At 43.7% G+C, this 21,786-nt stretch carries 18 protein-coding genes; 3 read left to right on the top strand and 15 right to left on the bottom strand.

Going from position 1 to position 21,786, the window contains the following annotated elements:
- Window positions 1–205: 205 nt before the first annotated feature.
- The 9 genes from FPZ44_RS21115 to FPZ44_RS21075 form a co-directional block, all read right to left on the bottom strand.
- A complete protein-coding gene (locus FPZ44_RS21115; RefSeq protein ID WP_144993626.1) occupies window positions 206–472 on the bottom strand; it encodes a YqkE family protein in 267 nt (88 codons plus the stop codon).
- A 114-nt stretch (window positions 473–586) separates the two neighbouring features.
- Entirely contained in the window at window positions 587–2,551 is a 1,965-nt protein-coding gene (locus FPZ44_RS21110) for a methyl-accepting chemotaxis protein (RefSeq protein ID WP_144993624.1), read from the bottom strand.
- 170 nt (window positions 2,552–2,721) lie between these two features.
- A complete protein-coding gene (locus tag FPZ44_RS21105; protein WP_144993622.1) occupies window positions 2,722–4,686 on the bottom strand; it encodes a methyl-accepting chemotaxis protein in 1,965 nt (654 codons plus the stop codon).
- 313 nt (window positions 4,687–4,999) lie between these two features.
- Complete coding sequence (locus FPZ44_RS21100; RefSeq protein WP_144993620.1) at window positions 5,000–6,967, bottom strand: methyl-accepting chemotaxis protein; 1,968 nt, start codon at window positions 6,965–6,967, stop codon at window positions 5,000–5,002.
- A gap of 270 nt (window positions 6,968–7,237) precedes the next feature.
- A complete protein-coding gene (gene bcp, locus FPZ44_RS21095) occupies window positions 7,238–7,711 on the bottom strand; it encodes a thioredoxin-dependent thiol peroxidase (protein WP_144993618.1) in 474 nt (157 codons plus the stop codon).
- A 93-nt stretch (window positions 7,712–7,804) separates the two neighbouring features.
- The gene (locus FPZ44_RS21090) at window positions 7,805–8,311 is read right to left on the bottom strand and encodes a DinB family protein (RefSeq protein ID WP_144993616.1); all 507 of its coding nucleotides are present in this window, start codon (window positions 8,309–8,311) and stop codon (window positions 7,805–7,807) included.
- 128 nt (window positions 8,312–8,439) lie between these two features.
- Window positions 8,440–9,225 (bottom strand): ABC transporter permease, encoded by a 786-nt coding sequence (locus tag FPZ44_RS21085; protein WP_144993614.1) that lies wholly within the window; start codon window positions 9,223–9,225, stop codon window positions 8,440–8,442.
- A gap of 3 nt (window positions 9,226–9,228) precedes the next feature.
- On the bottom strand, window positions 9,229–10,026 hold the full coding sequence (locus FPZ44_RS21080; RefSeq protein ID WP_144993612.1) for an ABC transporter permease: 798 nt from the start codon (window positions 10,024–10,026) through the stop codon (window positions 9,229–9,231).
- 1 nt (window position 10,027) lies between these two features.
- Window positions 10,028–11,053, bottom strand: coding sequence for an ABC transporter ATP-binding protein (locus FPZ44_RS21075; protein WP_144993610.1), 1,026 nt, complete (start codon window positions 11,051–11,053; stop codon window positions 10,028–10,030).
- Window positions 11,054–11,261: 208 nt separating this feature from the next.
- Here FPZ44_RS21075 and FPZ44_RS21070 point away from each other — a divergent pair, with 208 nt between their 5' ends.
- Both FPZ44_RS21070 and FPZ44_RS21065 read left to right on the top strand, forming a co-directional pair.
- Window positions 11,262–12,236 carry an LCP family protein gene (locus FPZ44_RS21070; protein WP_144993608.1) on the top strand — a complete coding sequence of 325 codons (975 nt, stop codon included), beginning with the start codon at window positions 11,262–11,264 and terminating at the stop codon, window positions 12,234–12,236.
- A 147-nt stretch (window positions 12,237–12,383) separates the two neighbouring features.
- A complete protein-coding gene (locus FPZ44_RS21065) occupies window positions 12,384–13,703 on the top strand; it encodes a glutamate-1-semialdehyde 2,1-aminomutase (protein WP_144993606.1) in 1,320 nt (439 codons plus the stop codon).
- Window positions 13,704–13,891: 188 nt separating this feature from the next.
- Here FPZ44_RS21065 and FPZ44_RS21060 read toward each other — a convergent pair whose 3' ends face one another.
- Window positions 13,892–14,380, bottom strand: a complete 489-nt coding sequence (locus FPZ44_RS21060) for a hypothetical protein (protein ID WP_144993604.1) — start codon at window positions 14,378–14,380, stop codon at window positions 13,892–13,894.
- Window positions 14,381–14,692: 312 nt separating this feature from the next.
- Between FPZ44_RS21060 and FPZ44_RS21055 the strand changes: the two genes are divergently transcribed.
- Window positions 14,693–16,108 (top strand): chymotrypsin family serine protease, encoded by a 1,416-nt coding sequence (locus FPZ44_RS21055; RefSeq protein WP_144993602.1) that lies wholly within the window; start codon window positions 14,693–14,695, stop codon window positions 16,106–16,108.
- A gap of 139 nt (window positions 16,109–16,247) precedes the next feature.
- On the opposite strand, the gene FPZ44_RS21050 is transcribed toward FPZ44_RS21055, so the two are convergent.
- From FPZ44_RS21050 to FPZ44_RS21030, 5 genes are all read right to left on the bottom strand, one after another.
- Window positions 16,248–17,693: a PTS transporter subunit EIIC gene (locus FPZ44_RS21050; RefSeq protein WP_144993600.1), complete on the bottom strand. Its 1,446-nt coding sequence runs from the start codon at window positions 17,691–17,693 to the stop codon at window positions 16,248–16,250.
- Between the two features lie 210 nt (window positions 17,694–17,903).
- Entirely contained in the window at window positions 17,904–18,761 is an 858-nt protein-coding gene (locus FPZ44_RS21045; protein ID WP_144993598.1) for a PRD domain-containing protein, read from the bottom strand.
- A gap of 225 nt (window positions 18,762–18,986) precedes the next feature.
- The gene (gene ptsP / locus FPZ44_RS21040; protein ID WP_144993596.1) at window positions 18,987–20,726 is read right to left on the bottom strand and encodes a phosphoenolpyruvate--protein phosphotransferase; all 1,740 of its coding nucleotides are present in this window, start codon (window positions 20,724–20,726) and stop codon (window positions 18,987–18,989) included.
- Between the two features lie 56 nt (window positions 20,727–20,782).
- Window positions 20,783–21,043, bottom strand: a complete 261-nt coding sequence (locus FPZ44_RS21035) for an HPr family phosphocarrier protein (protein ID WP_144993594.1) — start codon at window positions 21,041–21,043, stop codon at window positions 20,783–20,785.
- A 46-nt stretch (window positions 21,044–21,089) separates the two neighbouring features.
- The gene (locus FPZ44_RS21030) at window positions 21,090–21,575 is read right to left on the bottom strand and encodes a PTS sugar transporter subunit IIA (protein ID WP_144993591.1); all 486 of its coding nucleotides are present in this window, start codon (window positions 21,573–21,575) and stop codon (window positions 21,090–21,092) included.
- Between the last annotated feature and the right edge of the window lie 211 nt (window positions 21,576–21,786).

Below are 21,786 nucleotides of genomic sequence, written 5' to 3'. Positions count from 1 at the left end.
TTTATGTAAAACACATTATATATCCTAAATTAGGTATTTTCCACATAAAAATATGAAAAATACACCAATTCAAAGAAGGCAAGCTCGCTTCGCTTGAAGCCGCGGATAACAAAAAAAGCAAATAACACAAACAATGGATAGCGAATCAGGGCACGCAGCCACCGATAACTCTATCCATTGTTTGTGTTAATGAAGCGTAAATGAATTACGATTTATATTTACGCCAATCCATCTTGTCATTGTTTAATAAATACTCAAAATCATTATCAAGACGTTTCTGTTCCGCCTTGCGTGCCTCTTCTTCCTTCTTGCTCTCTACTTCTTTGCGTTCAGCTTCTGCTGTCTTCAAGTCTTCGCTTTGCGCCTTCAGTTTGCTAAGCACATCCGCACTCAATAAGTCTTTCAATGTAGCTGGCTTATCCGCGGATAGGTTGGAAGAAGGCGTTGGTTGCTGTTTTCTTTTCTTAGCCATCCTATTCACCTCGGTTTCTCCTTCTATTATAACAAGGATAACGAAGCGGGTGAACTAAGCCGTTGGAAGCAAGCAGCTACCTTTTATAATTAACTGGCTGCGATGCGATCATAGTTACAGCTTGAACTTCGCAATGCTCTCCTCTAATCGCTCAGCCATACGGGACAATTCTTCCGCTGAATTGCTAATCTCCTGCATGGAAGCCAACTGCTCTTCTGTTGTAGCAGATACCGTTTGCGTACCATCTGCCATTTTCAGCGTAACAGACTTCACTTCTTGCATGTAGCCGGACATTTCTTCTGTACCTACAGACATCTGCTGAGCCGAGGCGGATACTTCTTGAATTTGTGTCGCCACAATTTGCACCGCTTGCTCAATACGTTCAAATGCCGCTCCTGCCTCATGGATAACTTCAATCCCAAGGGATACTTCTGCAACGCTTTGCTCGGAGTTGCGAACCGACTTATGCATTTCAGACTGAATATGCTTGATCGTCTCTGCAATTTCCTTCGCCATCGTTGAAGATTGCTCGGCTAGCTTACGTACCTCACTTGCAACAACGGCAAAGCCTCTGCCATGCTCACCAGCACGAGCCGCCTCGATGGAAGCATTAAGTGCCAGCAAATTCGTTTGTTCTGCGATCCCTGTAATGGCTTTAACGATATCATTGATCTTATGCGTTTGCTCGCTAAGCCCTTTCATGGACTGACCCATGCCGCTCACACTGCTATTAATCGACTCCATCTGCTGAACAGCGCGCTGAATCGAACGATTGCCCTCTTCCACGATGTCTGAGGACTCTAGCGCCGCATGACTGACTGTCTGCGAAGTGCTGGCAATTTGTTTCGCACCAACGGTAATCTCTTGAACAATTCCCTCTGCTTCATTCATGTTCGATACTTGCGTTTCCGAACCTACTGCCAATTGGTTCATGCTCTCCGCTGTATATTGAGATGCCTGAGCAGATTGCTCAGAAGCAGCCGCAAGTTCTTGCGAAGAAGAAGACAAGTGCATCGACGTATCTGATACTTCATTGATGACACCGCGCAATGAATTGGTCATCGTATCAAAGCTGTAGCTTAGTTTACCGAATTCATCGTTCGAGCGAGAGTCAATTTTTACGGTCAAGTCGCCTTTGCTCACTCGATTCGCAGCTCTCATTAATCGCTGCAACGGATTGAAAATAGAACGAATAATAAAGAAGATAACGACAGCACCAATAATGATCGCGGAAGTCACAATAATGAATGTCGTCCGGAAAATAGGCTGTGAAGCCTCACCATACTCTTCGGTAAGCATCATCCCCGCAATTTTCCAGCCTGTTTCTTCATTCGTCGTATAGGCCATATCCTTCGGTTCACCGTTTAACACATAATGATGGCGCCCAGAAATTTGACCATATACTTCGTCCATCCATATTTCTTTAGCCTCACTGCCTAGCGGCAATGTTGGATGCACGACATATTTGCGAGTCTGATCGAGAATGATGATATATCCGTTCGTACCAACCTTGACCTGACTCGTCATCGCCATCAGTTTCTTAAGATCCAAGTCAACGGAAACAACACCAAGATTGTTATCGATAGCTCGAGAAATCGTAACGACTTCTTTCCCTGTCGAAGCATCACGATACGGCGGGGTTACAACTACATCACCCTTCTTCTCCATTGCGAGCTTATACCACTCACGATCTCTAGGGTCATATCCTACTGCAGTTTTAAACTTTGGAGCTTGTATCATAACTCCGTCCTTCGTACCGAGATACGTAGAAGCTAATTCAGGATGAGTGAACTGGAATCGATTTAACAAATCAAAGATTTCAGAATGATCCTGACCTTTCTCTACAAAATCCAGCACAGATCCAGCTAAAAATTCAACATTGCTCTTGCTGTCGGAAACCATCCCGCTTATTTTATCATCCAACAGCATTACGCTACCTTCGGTTGCAGAGTATATTTCTTCTTTTACGATATCTTTAGCCGTATCGTAAGAAAACATGCCAATCGACAAACTCGGCACTAACAATATTAATACAAACGCTAAAATAAGGCGCGCCCGCACGGACAATTTCCACTTCATATTGTTCCCACCTTTTAACAAATTGTTTACCCTATATCTCTTACATATCGGCAATTTGGACCTGAAAATACATGCATAAATATTAACAGCAGAAAGAGCCCATTGATGATTCAATGGGCTCTTTCCTATTTACTGATGCTATTTAAACAAGCTCACTGCTCAAAACTAGGCTACACCTTGAACCTCGCAATCAAGGACTCCAAACGCTCTGCCATGCTGGACAATTCCTCTGCTGAGTTGCTAATTTCCTGCATGGAGGCCAACTGCTCTTCCGTCGTTGCAGATACACTTTGTGTACCGTCTGCCATTTGTACGGTAACTGCTTTGATTGACTGCATATTACCCGCCATCACTTCCGTGCTCGCAGACATCTGCTGGGCAGCTGCAGATACTTCTTGAATCTGGGTCGCCACAATTTGCGCAGCTTGCTCAATTTCTTCAAACGCTGTGCCTGCTTCATGAATGACATCAATACCGAGCGCGACCTCAACTGCACTCTGCTCGGAATTAGCTGCCGACTTCTCCATCTCGGATTGAATATGATGAATCGTCTCTGCAATTTGTTGTGCCATCGCGGATGATTGCTCTGCCAGCTTGCGTACTTCGCTTGCTACTACAGCAAATCCTTTGCCATGCTCTCCAGCGCGAGCCGCTTCAATAGAAGCATTCAACGCCAATAGATTGGTCTGCCCAGCAATCGCTGTAATTGCCTTAACGATATCGTCAATACTCCGCGCTTGCTCTCTTAAGCCGCGCATCGACTGACCTAGCTCGCCAACACTGCTATTGATCGACTCCATCTGCTTAATCGCTCGTCGGATGGAATGATTACCGCTGCCAACCACTTCTGACGATTGCATAGCTGCTTCACTAACCGTGCTGGAACTGCTAGCAATCTGCCTAGCTCCAACTGTAATTTCCTGCACAATCATCTCCGCAGCATCCATACTCGCCACCTGACTGTCCGATCCTTCAGCCAATTGTCCCATACTATCGGCTGTATACTGAGCAGCTTGCGCGGATTGCTCTGAAGCAGCCGCAAGCTCCTGCGAGGAGGAAGCCAAGTGCATCGAGGTGTCAGACACTTCATGCAGCACGGTGCGCAGTGACTCTGTCATCGCGTCGAAGCTGTCACTTAGCTTGCCAAGTTCATCTTTCGACTTCGCATTAATTCGTACAGTCAAGTCGCCAGCGCTAATTAATTGCGCAGACTGCATTAGTCGCTTCAATGGATTCGTAATCGAACGAACGATGACAAATACGACAGCTGATCCTAGCAGGATCGAGATAGCGATAACAATAACCGCTGTTCTGAAAATAGGTGCCGATGCTTCCTCGTACTCCTTCGTATACATCGTCCCAAGTATTTTCCATCCTGTAAGCTTATTCGTAGTAAATTCCATATCTTTCTGTTGGCCTTCAAATATATAGCTGATACTTCCTGATTCTTTACTGTATAACTCATCTACCCATGGTTCCTTCGATTCGAAGCCTAGCTTCTGCGTTGGATGGGCTACGTATTTATGTGTTTCATCCAAAATCGTTACATATCCCTGTTCACCAATATGCATCTCTTTCGTCATATCTACGATACTTTTCAAATTCAAGTTCATCGCTACAACGCCAGACCCATCATCGGTCATACGTGATATCGTGACTACTTCCGCCCCTGTTGAAGCCGTATGGTAGGGTGCAGAAACAATAGTTTTCCCCTTGTTCTCTATCGCTTGCTTGTACCAATCGCGTTTTCTCGGATCATAGTCTGGAGCCAATGCAAGCTTAGGTGCCTGAATCATAACCCCATCTTTCGTACCTACATAAGTACTCACAAGATCTGGGTGCTGTGCTTGGTAGTGAGTAACTAGTTTCCTAGTAGGGGATCCCTCTCCCCCTTTATCTCCACTTGCCTGAACAAGCCTTGCTAGAAATTGAGCGTCACTCTTGCCATCTTCTATCAATGAAGTGACCTTATCGTTCAGCAGCATTACATTCTCTCTAGCAGCATCGACAATTTCATCCTGCACGATCACTTTAGCCTGATCGTAAGAAAATAGACCAATAGACAAACTCGGAACGATCAAAATAAGTGCAAAAGCCAAAATAAGACGTGTACGTACTGACCATGTGATTCTCATGTAGTCCCCCACCTCATGAAATGATGTAACCTTTAGTAGCTTGCAGCCTAACCTTTCTCCCCCTAAATCAATCGTTTAGCACCTTATTTCTCTCTGCTCATTGACTCACCTCGCGATGTTGAATCTAGCTTATGTACGAATTTTATTAAAATTATGTATCACTAATATTATAGTTTACACACGAATATATTGTCATAATTTCCGATAAATTTGCTGGAAAATGGATCGAATTACCTAAAAAAGCCGCCTCATCATTTTCATGACAAAAGGCAGCTTTTTACGAATTCATTATTACATTTTATAAAATTATGGATTATAGCTTAAACTTTGAGATGACAACACCTAATCGCTCCGCCATTCGAGATAACTCTTCAGCCGACGAACTGATTTGCTGCATAGAAGCCAACTGCTCCTCCGCTGTTGCCGATACGTCTTTTGTATGATCCGCAGATTGTTCCGTCACAGCCTTCATTTCATTAATGTAGCCGCTCATCTCATCCGTACCAGCAGCCATCTGCTCAGAAGATGCAGATACTTCTTGAATTTGTGTAGCTACAACATGAACAGCACTCTCCATACGTTGGAACGCAGAGCCCGCTTCATGAATTACTTTAATGCCAAGTTTGACCTCAGCGGCACTACTCTCTGTATCATTTGCTGACTTCAGCATTTCAGCTTGAATATGCTGGATCGTCTCCGCTATTTGCTTGGCCATCAAGGAAGACTGCTCAGCTAATTTACGAACCTCGGTTGCTACTACAGCAAATCCTCTGCCATGCTCACCAGCACGTGCAGCTTCAATCGATGCATTTAGCGCCAACAAGTTGGTCTGTCCGGCAATACCAGTAATGACTGTTACAATATCATCAATGCTGCGTGCTTGCTCGCTTAATCCGCTCATGGATTGGCCTAGCTGAGTTACACTGCTATTAATCGATTCCATTTGCTGAACCGCTTGCTGGATGAAGCGATTTCCTTCCACAACTACATCGGCAGAAAGCGTCGCTGCTTCTGCAACAGATTGCGAGCTGTTTGCAATTTGACGAGCGCCTACAGCCAATTCTCCAACAATCGTATCCGCTTGTTTCATTTGATTAACTTGCTGTTCTGACCCTGCAGATAGCTGCATCATACTCTCCGCCGTATATTGAGAAGCTTGCGCAGACTGTTCAGAAGCAGCCGCCAGCTCTTGGGAGGAAGAGGACAAATGCAGAGAAGCGTCTGTCACTTCATTTAAGACCGAACGCAATGAGTCCGTCATCACATCAAAGCTGCGGCTCAGCTCACCAAACTCATCCTTGGACGAAGCATTTAAGCGCATCTGCAAATTACCGCCACTTACCGCATGAGCTACATCTCTCAAACGATTAAGTGGATTTAGAATGGAACGAATAATGAAAAATACGATAGCCGTCCCAATTGCAACCGCTACAGCAACAACGATGATCGTTGTGTTCAAAATAGGCTGCGATGCATTGCCATATTCCTCAGAGTACATCGTACCTGCTACTTTCCAGCCTGTTGCTTCATTTGTAAGGAAGCCCATTTCCTTGGAATCTCCCTCAAACTCATACGTAAACATCCCCTGCTTGTCCTTAAACATAGGATCAACCCATGACTCTTTACTTACATCAGACCCTAGCTTACGCGTTGGATGCACCATAATTTGTTTATCTTTGCTTAACATAATAATGTAGCCTTCATGACCAATCTTCACATCTTTTGCGATGTTCATTAAATGCTTAAGCCTTAAATTCATCGCAACTGCTCCAGAACCGTCTTCCAAGGAGCGTGCAATCGTCACGACCATTTCATTAGTCGAGTCCGTCATACGAGGATTTGTAATAATGACTTTGCCTTTGTTCGCCATCGAGTCTTTATACCAAACGCTTTTTCTTGGGTCATAATTTTCAGGCAGCTTCATTTTCGGGGACTGAATCATGACTCCGTCCGTAGTCCCAACGAATGTACTCGCCAAGTTTGGATGAAGCTCCTGGAAATCATTCAGCAATTCACGGACAGGAGAATTATCTGCCCCGTTATCGCCTTTAGCGTTAATAATTTTAGATAAATATTTGATGTTTGCATCACTTTCATCAATGGCCCCATCAATCTGATCATTTAACAGCTTAATACTTTGAGCAATGGCTGTCTCTATTTCCTTCTTCACGATCGAACTCGCGCTATTATAGGAAATGACTCCAATTAAAATGCTTGGAACAAGCAAAATAAATGCGAATGACACGATCAATCGCACTTTTACAGATGAGAAAATATTCATTTGGGCCCCCTAAGATGTCTTTTTCTTTCTATATCTCCTGATTAATTATCGGAAAATGAATGTAAATGAAGTATAGTTTCATCATTATTTTCACAAACCTTTTTATTCCAGTAGCTAAATGTAAATAGGAGCGGACCAATGATTACCCTAATACAAAGCAAAAAGGCCGAATTCAGGATCATATATGACCCTATATTCGACCTTCCCCATAAATCGCATGAACTCATGCAAACTTCGCAAGCTATTTAGTCTCAATACAACAATACTCGCCTACACCTGCGCTGCCTGTATCGCTTCCAGCACATCCTGCGTATGTCCGTTTACTTTAACATTGCGCCATTCACGCACAAGTCTTCCTTCTTCATCCACTAAGAAAGTAGAACGAACGATACCGAAATACTCGCGTCCATACATTTTTTTCAACTGCCATACTCCAAATTGTTCTGCTACCGTTTGTTCCGTATCCGACAACAGTAAGAACGGCAATTCATGCTTCGCAATAAATTTGTTGTGGGATTTTAGATCATCAGGGCTGATACCAAGCACAACTGTATTGTACTTCTCGAAGTCACCATGATAATCACGGAAATCACAAGATTCCTGCGTGCAGCCAGGTGTCATATCTTTCGGATAAAAATAAATAACGACCTTCTTGCCACGATAGTCCTGCAAACTTACTTGCTCCCCGTTCGATGCCGGAAGTGTAAAGTCTATTAGCTGACCCAATTGAGCTTGTTCTGTCATTGTGATACACCTCTTATCTCTTTACCATCATATAACCTTAGCTTATCATGCCGAATCATATGCGACAAACCGTCATACCGGATAAACGATTTATTATTTATTTTCAACAAGATAGTGCACATAGTCAGTCGAAATACCTTTATACCCTAACTGCCGAAGCATCGCTGTTATATTCCCACGGTGATACGTTGCATGATTGACTACATGCATAATCAATTCGGCATAAGAAGCTTTCAAGGTTGGCAATGCAGGGTGAGCATACTCACGGGATTCATCCAAGTCATTTAGTGCCTCCACATGATTGCGATACTGCACCGCCAACTGCTCATAGTGAAGCTGCAGCTCTTCAAGCGTAAGCTGTGATAGTTCATTATTCAATATTTCAAGCTTCTCTCTGACACTAGAGATTAATTGTCCTGTTAAAAATTCCGACCAAACCTTATCAACAACACAAATATGAACGACAACCTCATGTATCGTTTTGAATACACTTTGTATTTCTTGCTGTAATACTCCTTCGGGCAGTGTCAGCAGATGGTTCAACATTCTTTTATTAGCCCATATATTATAGTCGTACATGTTCTCTGCAAGATGTTTCATCCATATCCCTCCACGATTATAGACATATAAAAAAACGGGTCAGGCAGCCTCTTCGCTGTCTGACCCGTTGTGATGGAATCTTATTATAACGGATGGTAATTGGATATGGCCACTGAAATATCGCCAACCTATGATCCGGCCCCGCGATATCGCTTCACACCAACATTCCACATCGTCAAACCAATCGTAAAGGCAATGATGCCGACGACAGGTGTTAGCAACGCCATTTGCTCCATCCCCTTGTCTTCTAAGAAACGAGATGCCGGCACAATGCCCACAAATGCGAACGGAAGAATCCACGTCAGCAACACTTGGATAAATCGGTTATAGATCGTAAGCGGATAACGACCATAGTTCTGAATGTTCCACACGAGCGGCAAAATTCCCGTCGGTGCATCCGAGTAGAACGAGATGGACGTTAGAGCTGTGTAAATACCGAAATAAATAAGTACAGAACCTATAATCATAATGAGAAGCAGACCCATGTCCAGCATGCCAAAATCAATCCCCATCTGCGAACCAGCACTGATCATCAATATGGCTCCAACAAAAGAACCGATAATGGAAGGAGGATCGACATTTTCCAACAGGATCTGAAACAGATTATGTGCAGGACGCGTCAACACACGGTCCATTTCTCCTTTAACAATATAACGCTCACTAAATCCCCACATATTAAAGAAGCAGCTAAAAATACCGTACGGTATCATAAAGTACCCATATACGAACACCATCTCATCCCGTGTCCACCCTGCTAAAGTCGGTGTATGCATAAACACGACGAAGATAAAAATTAAGTTCGTAACTTGAAACATTAAATCTGAGATGACCTCGATCCAGAAGTCCGCCCGATAAGTCAGTCGGGTTTTGGCGTAGTTTTTCAAATATTCTGATACAAGCCCTACATAATACATTCGTTACCCTCCTTGCACGAACAAGCGCTGACGCGCTGCTCGCCACAACAGCATAATAGGCACGATCAGCACAGCGAACCAAATTAGCTGAATCGCTAATACGCCGAGCAGTTCCCCATCTGGTATACGACCTGTAAATACCGAGCTTGGAAGATAAGTGATCGCTTGGAATGGCAGCCACTCATTTAAAGTAATAAGCCAACCAGGGAAGAAAGAGATCGGCACGATGACGCCGGAGAATAAATCGACGATAACCCGCTTCAATCGCATCATCCCTTGATTATTTTCAATAAAGAAGGCCGTAAGCCCCGTAATAATGTTGATCTGTGAGTTAATAAGGAAACTCATAAATAACATCCATGCAAATACGAACCATAGCTTCGGATCCGTTGGTAGCTGTACCGGGAACAAGATACAAGCTAAGACCATACCTGGCCCCATAAACAGCAGCAATCGGAAAATCCCTTCTCCGAATCCTTGCATCATCTTGACTAGTAGATAGTTGTACGGACGAATAAACTGAATCGCAACGCTGCCATCCCGTATTTCCCGTGATATTTCTTGATCGAGATTGTTAAAATAAAAGGCGCGTGCCATCCACGATACCGCAATATATGTCGTCATTTGTCCAACGGTAAAACCCGCCAGCGTCTCCTGCGAGCCGTATATGGCCTGCCATGTAAAATAGTAAACCCCGATATTGAGCGTATAAATTAATATGCCTGAATAGTAATTCACGCGGTACGCAAGCATCATGAGGAACCGCATGCGAATGAGGTCCAAATAAGCACTGTTTCTCATGTTATGATACTCCTTGCTTGGATGGCTGGTCCGCATTGCCTGTGCGATAAATTTCGCGTACGATATCATCCGTGTTCGTCTCTTCGATGCTCAAATCGGAGATCGAAACACCGCTCGCCACTCTCGCTATTACATCAGAAACATTAGCGTCCTGTGGCACGATAACACTCGCTTCATACTCAGACTGTACTTCCAGTACAACAGGAAGGCCGGCTGTCAGAATACTAAGCTTCTCCTCAGATACCTGTTCAGCGAATTGGAATTTCACTTCACGACCTTTGCCCCATGTCATTTTTAAATGATCAAGGCTTCCATCGTAAATAATATTCCCATCATCCAGCATGACAACGCGTGAACATAATGCTTCGATATCCTGCAAGTCATGTGTCGTCAATAGAATTGTCGTACCATGCTCCTTATTAAGTTGAAGGAGGAATTCACGAATTTCTGACTTCACGACGATATCGAGACCGATTGTAGGTTCATCTAAAAACAGAATCGACGGTTGATGAAGCAAGGAAGCAACTAGCTCACAGCGCATCCGCTGCCCTAAGCTTAATTTTCGTACAGGACGATTGAGCAAATCCTGAAGCTCAAGACGCTCCACCAATTCATCCAAGCGGCGCTTAAAATCCTGTTCCCCTACTCGGTACACTTTACGGAGCAAGCGGAACGACTCAATGACACCGATATCCCACCACAGCTGACTCCGCTGTCCAAACACAACACCGATATGCTGAACGAACTTCTCACGCTCTGCATAAGGCACATAACCGCCTACCTTCAGATGACCCGAAGTAGGTACGAGGATGCCTGTTAGCATTTTAATCGTCGTTGACTTGCCAGCACCATTTTCTCCAATGTATCCACAGATTTCACCTTGAGGAATGGTGAAAGAAATATCCTTTACAGCCATAACTTCGTTATATTCACGCTTGAACAGGTCCAGCATCGCACCCTTCAAGCCTTCACGATTGCGCTGCACTTTGAATGTCTTGCGCAGTTTGTCTACTTCGATTGCATTCATACGTTGAAACAACCACCTTTCTGCTTAACCTTTAACAGTGTAACGCAACTGGGCTTGTCAGGGAAGACATGACGGTTCAGCTGTGAGCACATTCATTGATAAGGCTCTAGATTCAACCTATAATGATAACAAGCAACTGACACAACTCAATATCGGAATTCACCATGAACAGACTCTTTTTCTCCGATCGCAGAAAGGAAGAAATGAAATGACATGGTTGAAACAAAAATGGAAATGGATCCTGCTCGGGGTACTCATTGTCATCTTTGCAACTGCCAGCTTGTACACATGGTCGCTCTATCGCAGCTTGGATGGTTTAAATAAACCGCCTGACAGCAGCTTGCTGCCTAAACCGAAAGATCCTGCTCAGCCCATCTATACGCCTCCAAAATGGGAAGGTACAGAACGAGTTAATATCCTGCTGCTTGGAGCTGACTCCCGCGGCATAGAAACTGGCGAGGTTCCTCGATCAGATACGATGCTTATTGCCTCTGTTGACCCGATTACCAAACAAGCGACACTAATGTCCTTGCTGCGGGATGTGTACATTCCGATTCCCGGACATGGTAACGATCGTGCAAATGCCGCCCTGGCATTTGGCGGACCCGAATTAGCGATGAAGGCGATAGGTGATTATACAGGTCTACATATCCAATACTATATTTATACCGATTTTCAAGGCTTCATCTCGCTTATTGATGAGCTAGGCGGCATTGAATTCAATGTAGAGAAGGATATGAAGTATCGCAGCAAAGCAGATGGACCTGAGTATGACATCAATCTCAAAAAAGGACTCCAAATGCTTGATGGCAAAAGTGCACTTCAATATGTTCGCTTTCGGCATGATGCGATGTCTGACTTTTCCCGAACGCAGCGACAACGAGATTTGATGGTAGCCGTCGCCAATAAGATGAAGTCCGTATGGTCGATTATGAACCTACCTCAACTTATCGAGAGTATTTCACCTTACATTGACACCAACTTAGAAGTTAGCGATATGCTGAAGCTTGGGTCATTAGCACTTGATATGAAGGTGGGAACCACGCATCAAGTTCCTGGGCAAGATATGATCTACGACAGAAAGATTGGTTCCAGCTCTGTGATTGATCTGCGGCAAGGTTATGACGTACCAACTTATGTGAAACGAATCCTTGAGGGTTCGGCTAGTACTGTGATTGATTAATCACCAGAAAAATCGCAATAGATTGGTTCGATCAAGGATTACATATGAAATTCCATATGAGATTCCATACGATACGATTTCGAGTAGTCAGAGAGAACGACAGTTCACAAATGAATACCACCCATGACAAACAAGGAGATGATTTACATGACTCACCAAAATAGACCGCGCTCATCTGAGCTATATGAAGAAGCGTTACAGCATATCGTAGGCGGTGTTAACAGCCCTTCACGCTCGTTCAAAGCAGTAGGCGGCGGAGCGCCTGTATTTATGAAGCGCGCTCAAGGAGCTTATTTCTGGGATGTAGATGGTAATCAATATGTGGATTATCTTGCCGCATACGGCCCTATTATAACCGGACATGCCCATCCGCATGTAACCGAAGCGATTACGCGTGCAGCACAAAATGGTACGCTGTACGGCGCACCTACTGAGCTGGAAATTCAGCTTGCTCGCATGCTGAAAGAAGCGATTCCTTCGATGGATAAAGTTCGCTTCGTTAACTCAGGTACGGAAGCGGTTATGACCACAATTCGTGTAGCTCGTGCCTATACGAACCGCACTAAAATCATTAAGTTCGCTGGCTGTTACCACGGTCACTCTGATCTTGTACTCGTTGCAGCTGGTTCTGGCCCATCCACACTTGGCATCCCAGACAGCGCGGGTATTCCGGCAAGCATTGCAAAAGAAGTTATTACGGTGCCATTCAATGACTTGGACAGCTTAAAGCTTGCTCTAGAGCGTTGGGGCGACGATATCGCCGCTGTAATGGTTGAACCAATCGTAGGTAACTTCGGTATGGTTATGCCAGCAGAAGGCTTCCTTGAAGGGCTATGCGAGATGACACGCGCCAATGGCTCGCTCGTTATCTATGATGAAGTGATTAGTGCGTTCCGCTTCCACTACGGCTCCACGCAAACGTTCAGCGCCTTCCCGAATCAAGCGGCTATCGAGCCTGACTTGACGGCCTTGGGCAAAGTTATCGGCGGTGGCTTGCCGATTGGCGCGTACGGCGGACGCAAGCACGTTATGGAGCAAGTTGCACCACTCGGACCTGCTTATCAGGCAGGAACGATGGCAGGTAACCCTGCCTCCATTTCAGCAGGTATCGCTTGCTTGGAAGTGCTGCAGGGTGAGGGCGTATATCCACGCATGGAAGAGCTTGCAGTTCGCCTGACAGCTGGTATTGAAGAAGGTGCGAAACGTTATAGTATTCCATTAACGATTAATCGCATTAGCGGTGCGTTTTCCACTCACTTCTGCGATCATCCGGTCACGAATTATGAAGAGGCTCAGGACACAAACACGGAAGCGTTCGCGCAGTTCTTCCGTCATATGCTTGATCAAGGATTCTACCTTGCTCCATCTAAATACGAAGCTTGGTTCCTAACGACAGAGCATACAGAAGTGGATATTGATCGTACGATCGAGGCGGCGCATGAGAGCTTCCGCCGCATGGCGAAATAATAGTATAAACACCGACCCCCGTAGACAATCAATATACAAAGTGCTTGTCTACGGGGAGCGGTTTATAATTGAATGAATGTCCAAATGAAGAGAATACTTAATCAAAATATTTGCAAAAAAGAGAGCAGTCGAACATATCGATATAACTATATAATGAGTGAACGAAAACGAGTTGATATAAATCGACCTCATTCATCTGCAGATACGTACAGTTTTTTAGGTTTCGTCTCAATTTTATAACTTACGCTGTGACTTTCCTTTATTACTGTAAAATCGGCAACTGCCTTAACTTCGTAGATACCAGCTTCCTTAATTTTATATTTGTAATCTTCAGATACAATACCCTCCCCCGTTAGCACCCGCATCTTTCCTCCATCTGTAATCGTATAGGAGTTAATCTGCCTACCATTTATATCTTTAATTTCAAAACTGAATAGCTTCTCTCTTCCCATTACACTAATTTCTTGCTCAACTTCCTTTTTTAATTCTGCCCTAATTGTAAATGGTTCGTTAATCCCAACCTTTTGTGGCAACAGTATCGTTCCCGAAAACAATTTTTCCTCAGCTTTTTCAATCACAATGACTTCTCCTCTACTTACTTCTATAGGCTGTTCTGTCTTTAAAGAATCTGTGCTGAAAAAAAACAAAAAAATAATCGCTATAATACATTTTTCCAATTTTAACCTACCTCCTCTATACATCAGACGTCCATGTTTACTTATTTGTTTCGAAAATATGTGAGGATTTACATCAATATCAAATCAATCAAAAAATACAATTGAAGGAAAATCAAACACGACGTCGTATTTATACATACAAATCCCATTTATCCCTTATTTATCATCTTTAGTTTTTTTAAAATTCAAGCAATTACTCATTTCACACATTAAATCGTCAGCTCAAATCGCATGACAGGAGGTGAGGAATAAAAGCTCGCCATTCATTAATGTGTACTTAAAAAATAAAAAATGAAAGAGGTGCGTATGTTAATGAAGACTAAACAATGGATTTTACTGGCAACTCTTGCTAGTACCCTATTAATTGGCTCAAGTATTAGTGCTGCTGAAATTAATGAAGACAAATTCAAATGGATAACAATCAATGGGAGCATTTCAGAAATCGCCGAAATAACTCAAAAAAGTAATATCAATGAAATACCTTATCCATTAGATCTAAATACTCCCCCTGATAAATTAACTAATAAATTATTATTAGACAGTTATATTGAAAAACAAAGAATCAAACAGGATTTTCCTAACATAAAAAAATTAATTGAAAGCGATCCTAAATCTTTTTCAGGTCATTATTATGAGGCTGACAAGGGAACTGTAATCGTTCAAATCACAGAAAATTCGGAGGCCCTAAAAGAAAAAGTTCGACAATCAATACAACACGATGATAAAGTCGAATTTGAGGTTACTAAGTTTTCTTGGGCTGATATTGAAAAGGCGAAAGAAACAATTATTAAAAACGTAAAGCCCGGAACAGTTCGTGCACTTATCCCAGATATAAAAAACAACAAACTTGTCATTGCATTCGATGAAGAAACATTTGTTAATCAGAAGCTTATATATGAAAAGACTGTTTCATCACTTATTCCCCAATCAGAAATGCTTGATTATACTACTATACCAGCGTCCTCACTCACGGTTGAAACAGATAATACGCATTATGGAACTCCATTTCCTATGGGCTCTAAAATAGGCGGTGATTATGTCCCTGCTGGACAAAATTCATATAACTATAGTGTCTGCACTGCTGGATACTTTGGCAGAGTCTATAATAGCCAAGAGGTTTTAGTCACATCTGGTCATTGTCAAGACAATGCAAGAACAAATGTTTCCTGGTACCAACCTACATGGAATAATACAACTATCGGGAACTTTGCATTTAGAACTGAATCTGCTGCAGACGGCTCAAACAAAGTTGCTGATGCCGGATATATTACGTTAAATTCCAATTATGCTGGTCGTCCAAGAGTACCTTATCCATCAACATCAAACATGGCTATGGTCACAGGAGTTTATGTAAGTGATACACCAGGCGATACTATTTATTTACGAGGCGCAAATAGCGGAACAACAACCACAGGTAAAATTGCATACTCAAACGTCGACATTTATTGGGGCGGAAGTGGGTATGGTTACAAGCGCTCAGAAATTTTGGCAACGGGATATACTTCAATGGGAGGTGACAGTGGGGGACCTATTTTAACCAACTATACTTATAATAATGCCCTAACAGGCTGGACTTTTGATCTAGCAGGAATTCATACAGGAGTTGTAACTCTCACCAGCACCGTAAGTACAATCCCCCCCGGAACCTATAAAGTATATGATCCTATTTGGACAACATTTACCGATTTAAACCTTACAGGAATCAAACTAGTTTCTACCCAGCCATAATAATATAAATTCCTTGATATGAAAACAACTGACTACTTAGAGTGAATTACAATAACACTTTAAAACCTCCAATAAAAATAGCGGGCAGGAAGAAATCCTGCACCGCTATTTCTATTTATTAAAACATAACTTAAAGCTCTTAAAGCTTATTAATCTCTTCCTTCAGAAGCTCAGATTGTGTACCGAATACGATCTGTACGTTACCAGAGCCAAGCTTCATGATGCCTGCTGCACCTAGAGCTTTCAAGCCAGCTTCATCTACTACTTGGTCGTCTTTCAACGTCAAGCGAAGACGAGTAATACATGCTTCGTTGGAAACGATGTTGTCTTTACCACCGATCATGCCAAGTACCTTCTGCGCCTTCTCTGACAACGGAGAGTTTGCATTCGTAGTACCAGCAGAGCTTTCAGCAGCTTCATCGTCTTCACGTCCAGGTGTCTTCAAGTTCATCTTCACGATAATGAAGCGGAACAAGAGGTAGTACACTGCAAAGTACACTAGACCTACTGGAATGAGCAGCAGCGGTTTCGTTGCCAACGGATAGTTCAATCCGAAGTCGATGAATCCGGCAGAGAAGCCGAATCCGTGCTTAATGCCCAACATGTACGTAATGACACCAGACAAACCGGCCAAGAGCGCGTGAATCACATACAAGAACGGAGCTACGAACATGAACGCGAATTCAAGCGGCTCTGTAACACCTGTAAGGAAAGAAGCAAATGCCGTACCGATAAAGATAGAAGAAACCATTTTGCGTTTCTCAGGCTTCGCTGTATGGATAATCGCCAAAGCCGCACCTGGAAGCGCGAACATCATAATCGGGAAGAATCCAGTCATAAACATACCCGCTGTCGGGTCGCCATGGAAGAAGCGTTGAATGTCTCCACGATAAATCTCGCCGCCAACTTCCCAAGTACCAAGCTGGAACCAAGGAATGTTGTTCCACACGTGATGCAAACCTGTTGGGATAAGCAAGCGGTTAATCGTAATGAACAAACCGGAACCTGCTGCACCCAAACCTGTAATCCAGTTACCAAGCGCATCGATTTGTGCTTGAACGGGACCCCAGATCATACCCAATGGAATACCAAGCAGCAAGATTGCAGCTGCTGTTACCATCGGAACAAAACGTTTACCACCGAAGAATCCTAACCAATCTGGCAGCTTAATGTTGTGATATTTCTTATACAACCCTGCTGCTACGAGACCTGACAAAATACCACCGAGTACACCCATATCGAGCTTCACAGAATCATCTACGAAACTCCATATGCCCGGAGAAATGGCTAACACTTTCATAAGAATCGCATGTGCGATAACTGCTGCCAATGCTGCTACTGCATCACCAGCAAGACCGATCGCTACACCAACCGCGAAGATAAGTGGAAGCTGATCGAAGATCGTACCGCCACCTGCAGCCATGAATGGTGCGATATAGCTGTTAAAAAATCCGCCGACTGTTTCGCCAAACTTGAATTCATTAACGTAGTCAATTGCACCTAACCTCATGAGAATTGCTGCCGCTGGAAGCGTTGCCACAGGAAGCATCAATGCGCGACCTATTTTTTGCAAAAAGGCTAACATGAGAGGTATCCCCCTTTAAAAGATATATTAAGTATGGATAAAAGGCGGGAGCAATATTCCGTGCTTCCCTACCTGTATCACCGCTAAGGATGATAAAAACCAAAAAGGCATGAACTTGCGACGAGTCGCATCCTTGAAAATCAAGGATGTGTCTCATGGCAAGCTCATGCCTAGTCGAACTAGTAACACGCTTAAGGTATAAGATTAAAGTTAATCCAATTCTTTATTAAATAAACGATACAGATGCATCGCGATGTAAGCTGTCTCATCATCGGTTACTGGCTTGTTGAGCTTCTTCTCCATTAGGTCTGCTGCCTCTCTCGCAACCGAGTATTCATGAGGCACCATATCCTTCAGCTTATCGCGGAACGGATTCGGTGAATGCTCGCCTTGCCTGATACGCTCAATCGCAAAACGCAAATGCGTAATTAAGCGCAAATAATCAACACTTTCCTTCGGAATCGGCCCGCCTCGTCTGCGCTCAATAAGCGCAACTAAGTCTTTCAGCAGGTGATTATACTGCACAACATTACCTACTGGAACATGTGCAGCAGCGGACTGAATATGAATCGTTAAGAAACCGATCTCATCTTCAGGCACTTCTACACCGAAGCTCTTCGCAATAAGCTCTGCAGCTCGTGCGGCAATCTCGAATTCCTTCGGATTCAATGTCTGCAATTCCCATAGAAACGGGTTCTCGATCGCAATATCATGACGAATGCGATACAAAGCGTACTCAATATGACTCGGAAGAGCTAAGTGAATATGCTCATTGAGATTCGGCGTTAATTCCTCCGACACCATGGAAATGATGCGCTCAGAAATAGTGATGACATCAGGATCAATCTGATCCAGTAACATTTGATATTGGGATAGATGCTGCTGGCTTTCAAGCGTAAACGTCTTCTCGATCCGACCATCTGAAGCGGCTAGTAGTCCATTGGGCTTCGCCCCGAACCCTACCCCTTTGCCCATGAGAATAGTCTCTTTGTTCGTCAACACATCGTTCGCCAACACGACATTGTTGCTTAATGCGCGTATGATTTCAAATCGACGCTCGTCGGACAACGGTATACTCCTCTCTCATCGGATTGAAAACGTTTTCGCCATCACAGCGGTCAATCTAATGATTATATTAGAAGAATCCTTGATAATTGTCAATCAAGATATGCGATATTATCGCGTTTATCCAACTATTACACTAAATTAGAGAACAACATCATAATTATACTAAAAATGTAAAAAAATGCAGACTAGGATACATTTCCACTCCCCCAGCCTGCATTGTTGTGTCTAGATCGTAAGTTCCTGAATCGCAGGTACACGGTCAACAATCAAATATTGAATTTCTTCTGCTGTTTCCAAGTTCAACGCTTCTTCAGCCAATTGCTTCATCTCTTCACGATTTAAGCGGCTCAACAATACGCGAACAGAAAGTACAGAACTTGCACTCATACTGAACTCATCTAAGCCAAGACCGAGCAAGAGTGGAACAGCTTTCAAGTTACCAGCCATCTCGCCGCACATGCCGGCCCATTTGCCTTCTTTGTGCGCAGCATCGATAACCATCTTGATCAAACGAATAACTGCTGGGTTGAATGGTTGTGTCAAGTGCGATACGTTCTCGTTCATGCGGTCAGCCGCCATCGTATACTGCACCAAGTCGTTTGTTCCGATCGAGAAGAAGTCTACTTCTTTTGCCAACTGGTCAGCGATAATCGCTGCCGCTGGAACTTCGATCATCATACCAACTTCCATTTCTTTATTATATGCAATGCCCTCTGCATCCAATTCCGCCTTTGTTTCAGCCAACAACTCGTTAGCTGCACGAAGTTCTACAATGGAAGAAATCATTGGATACATCAACTTGACGTTGCCATGAGCGCTTGCACGCAAAATAGCACGAAGCTGCGTCTTAAACAGATCTTTACGATCCAAGCAAAGACGAATTGCACGGTAGCCCAAGAATGGGTTCATTTCCTTTGGAAGCTCCAAGTATGGAAGCTCTTTGTCGCCACCGATGTCGAGTGTACGAATAACAACCGGCTTCTCAGCGCCCAATGTTTCGCACACTGCAACATAAGAGTTGAATTGTTCTTCTTCAGACGGGAAGTTGTCACGTCCCATGTAAAGGAACTCTGTACGGTACAAACCTACACCTTCAGCTCCGTTGTTGCGAGCGCCGAGTGCATCCTGCGGGTTACCGATGTTAGAAACCAATTCAACCTCATGACCATCGGCTGTAATCGATGGTTTGTCTTTATAAAGCTTCATCGCTTCTTGACGCTTCATATACTTCGCTTGCTTCTCTTGGTAAGTCTTGATTGTATCTTCATCTGGATTAACCAAAATAATGCCGCTTGAACCGTCCAAAATGACGATATCACCCGTCTTTACAGCTTCAGAACCATTTTGCGTACCAACGACAGCTGGGATCTCCATAGAACGTGCCATAATTGCAGAGTGCGATGTACGGCCTCCGATGTTCGTTGCAAATCCAGCTACCTTGCTGCGATCAAGCTGAGCTGTATCCGAAGGAGTCAAATCATGTGCGAACAATACGACTGCTTCCTCGAAATCATTTAGAGATGTGCCTGATTGGCCAGATAAAGCAGTCAATACACGCTTGCTCACATCACGGAAGTCCGCTGCACGCTCACGCATGTACTCACTGTCCATACTGGAGAAAATATCAACAAGCATTTGCGTTACTTCTGACATTGCAAATTCTGCATTAACAGACTCGTCACGCACTTTTTGTACCGCTTGACCGATAAACTCTTCGTCCTGAAGAACGAGGATATGTGTTGCAAAAATTTCTGCCTCGTGTTCACCAAGCTTGGCTGCTGTTTTTTCTTTGATCTGTTCCAGCTCTGCCATCGCTTGCTGTACCGCCGCTTGCAGGCGGGCTGCTTCTGCTTCTACTTCACCAGCAGGCAGTTCACGACGCTCAATTTCAGTATGATGCTCTTCCATAATAAACGCCGGTCCGATTGCATAACCAGATGCTGCTGCGATTCCTTTAAGTAGCATGAAGGATTCTCCACTCCTTTACGATTGCCTAGACGTTGCTTCGATAATGTACAAAATTAGTCAAGTACGGATTCGATAACTGCGCCTACTGCTTCAACCGCTTGCTCTGCTTGATCGCCTTCTGCGCTTACTGTAACTGCATCTCCAGCTTTCATTCCAAGCGTCAATACGCCTGTGATGCTTTTCGCGCTGATTTTACGGCCGTTAAGCTCAAGAGAAATTTGAGTTGCTGCGAACTCGCTTGCTTTTTTCATGATTGCACCTGCTGGACGTGCGTGAATACCTTGTGGGTTTTTAACTGTGAATTGTTTTTCCATGATGAAATAGCTCCTTTATTCGTTGTATTCGAAAATATAAATATATCTATTTTAATGTAATTTCAATAACTGGGCTGGAAGCTGCTGTTACATTACCTTCATGTGCTTTCAATTCAGCTACAATGTCACCATTCGCAATGATAACCGGTGTAATTGTTGGAAGACCTGCTTCTTTAATTTGAGCGATGTCAAATTCGATAAGCGTATCGCCTTTTTTCACTTTGTCGCCAGACTTCACGTGCGGTGTGAATGGCTTACCTTGCAAGGATACTGTGTTGATACCGATATGAACAAGAAGTTCAACACCTTCGTCACTTGCCATAACCAAAGAATGGTGAGAATCGATCAAATGAACGATTGTTCCGTCGAATGGAGCTACGAAAACGCCCTCAGTCGGCTCGATTGCGATACCGTCACCGATAATTTTTTGTGAAAATGCTGCATCAGGAACTTGATCCAATGCTACTGCCTTACCTGTAATCGGAGCTGCGATTGAAACTTGCTTTTTTTTCTTACCAAAAAGACCAAACATGAAAATTCCTCCTTCAAGTTATCTAGCTGTCAGCGTATTGACTGTATGGATCCGTCTAAGACGGCTTTTTATTCATATCAAGCTGGAAAATATACCATTGAATGTCAAAAAAGGCACGAGCTGAAGCTGCAGTTCACCCTAATGAACAGCTGCTTAGCTCATGCCTAGTCGTACTAGTAACACGCTATTGCATTCCACTTAAAAACTATAT

Origin of the sequence: Paenibacillus agilis (assembly GCF_007786455.1) — a bacterium.
GTDB lineage: Bacteria > Bacillota > Bacilli > Paenibacillales > Paenibacillaceae > Paenibacillus_B > Paenibacillus_B agilis.
Note: the sequence above shows the minus strand (reverse complement) of the source record. Positions and strands in the feature narration are given on the sequence as shown.

Excerpts from the sequence above, each read along its gene's own strand:
- FPZ44_RS21115 (WP_144993626.1), bottom strand. The coding sequence starts at position 472 with ATGGCTAAGAAAAGAAAACAGCAACCAACGCCTTCTTCCAACCTATCC.
- FPZ44_RS21110 (WP_144993624.1), bottom strand. The coding sequence starts at position 2,551 with ATGAAGTGGAAATTGTCCGTGCGGGCGCGCCTTATTTTAGCGTTTGTA.
- FPZ44_RS21105 (WP_144993622.1), bottom strand. The coding sequence starts at position 4,686 with ATGAGAATCACATGGTCAGTACGTACACGTCTTATTTTGGCTTTTGCA.
- FPZ44_RS21100 (WP_144993620.1), bottom strand. The coding sequence starts at position 6,967 with ATGAATATTTTCTCATCTGTAAAAGTGCGATTGATCGTGTCATTCGCA.
- bcp (WP_144993618.1), bottom strand. The coding sequence starts at position 7,711 with ATGACAGAACAAGCTCAATTGGGTCAGCTAATAGACTTTACACTTCCG.
- FPZ44_RS21090 (WP_144993616.1), bottom strand. The coding sequence starts at position 8,311 with ATGAAACATCTTGCAGAGAACATGTACGACTATAATATATGGGCTAAT.
- FPZ44_RS21085 (WP_144993614.1), bottom strand. The coding sequence starts at position 9,225 with ATGTATTATGTAGGGCTTGTATCAGAATATTTGAAAAACTACGCCAAA.
- FPZ44_RS21080 (WP_144993612.1), bottom strand. The coding sequence starts at position 10,026 with ATGAGAAACAGTGCTTATTTGGACCTCATTCGCATGCGGTTCCTCATG.
- FPZ44_RS21075 (WP_144993610.1), bottom strand. The coding sequence starts at position 11,053 with ATGAATGCAATCGAAGTAGACAAACTGCGCAAGACATTCAAAGTGCAG.
- FPZ44_RS21070 (WP_144993608.1), top strand. The coding sequence starts at position 11,262 with ATGACATGGTTGAAACAAAAATGGAAATGGATCCTGCTCGGGGTACTC.
- FPZ44_RS21065 (WP_144993606.1), top strand. The coding sequence starts at position 12,384 with ATGACTCACCAAAATAGACCGCGCTCATCTGAGCTATATGAAGAAGCG.
- FPZ44_RS21055 (WP_144993602.1), top strand. The coding sequence starts at position 14,693 with ATGAAGACTAAACAATGGATTTTACTGGCAACTCTTGCTAGTACCCTA.
- FPZ44_RS21050 (WP_144993600.1), bottom strand. The coding sequence starts at position 17,693 with ATGTTAGCCTTTTTGCAAAAAATAGGTCGCGCATTGATGCTTCCTGTG.
- ptsP (WP_144993596.1), bottom strand. The coding sequence starts at position 20,726 with ATGCTACTTAAAGGAATCGCAGCAGCATCTGGTTATGCAATCGGACCG.
- FPZ44_RS21035 (WP_144993594.1), bottom strand. The coding sequence starts at position 21,043 with ATGGAAAAACAATTCACAGTTAAAAACCCACAAGGTATTCACGCACGT.
- FPZ44_RS21030 (WP_144993591.1), bottom strand. The coding sequence starts at position 21,575 with ATGTTTGGTCTTTTTGGTAAGAAAAAAAAGCAAGTTTCAATCGCAGCT.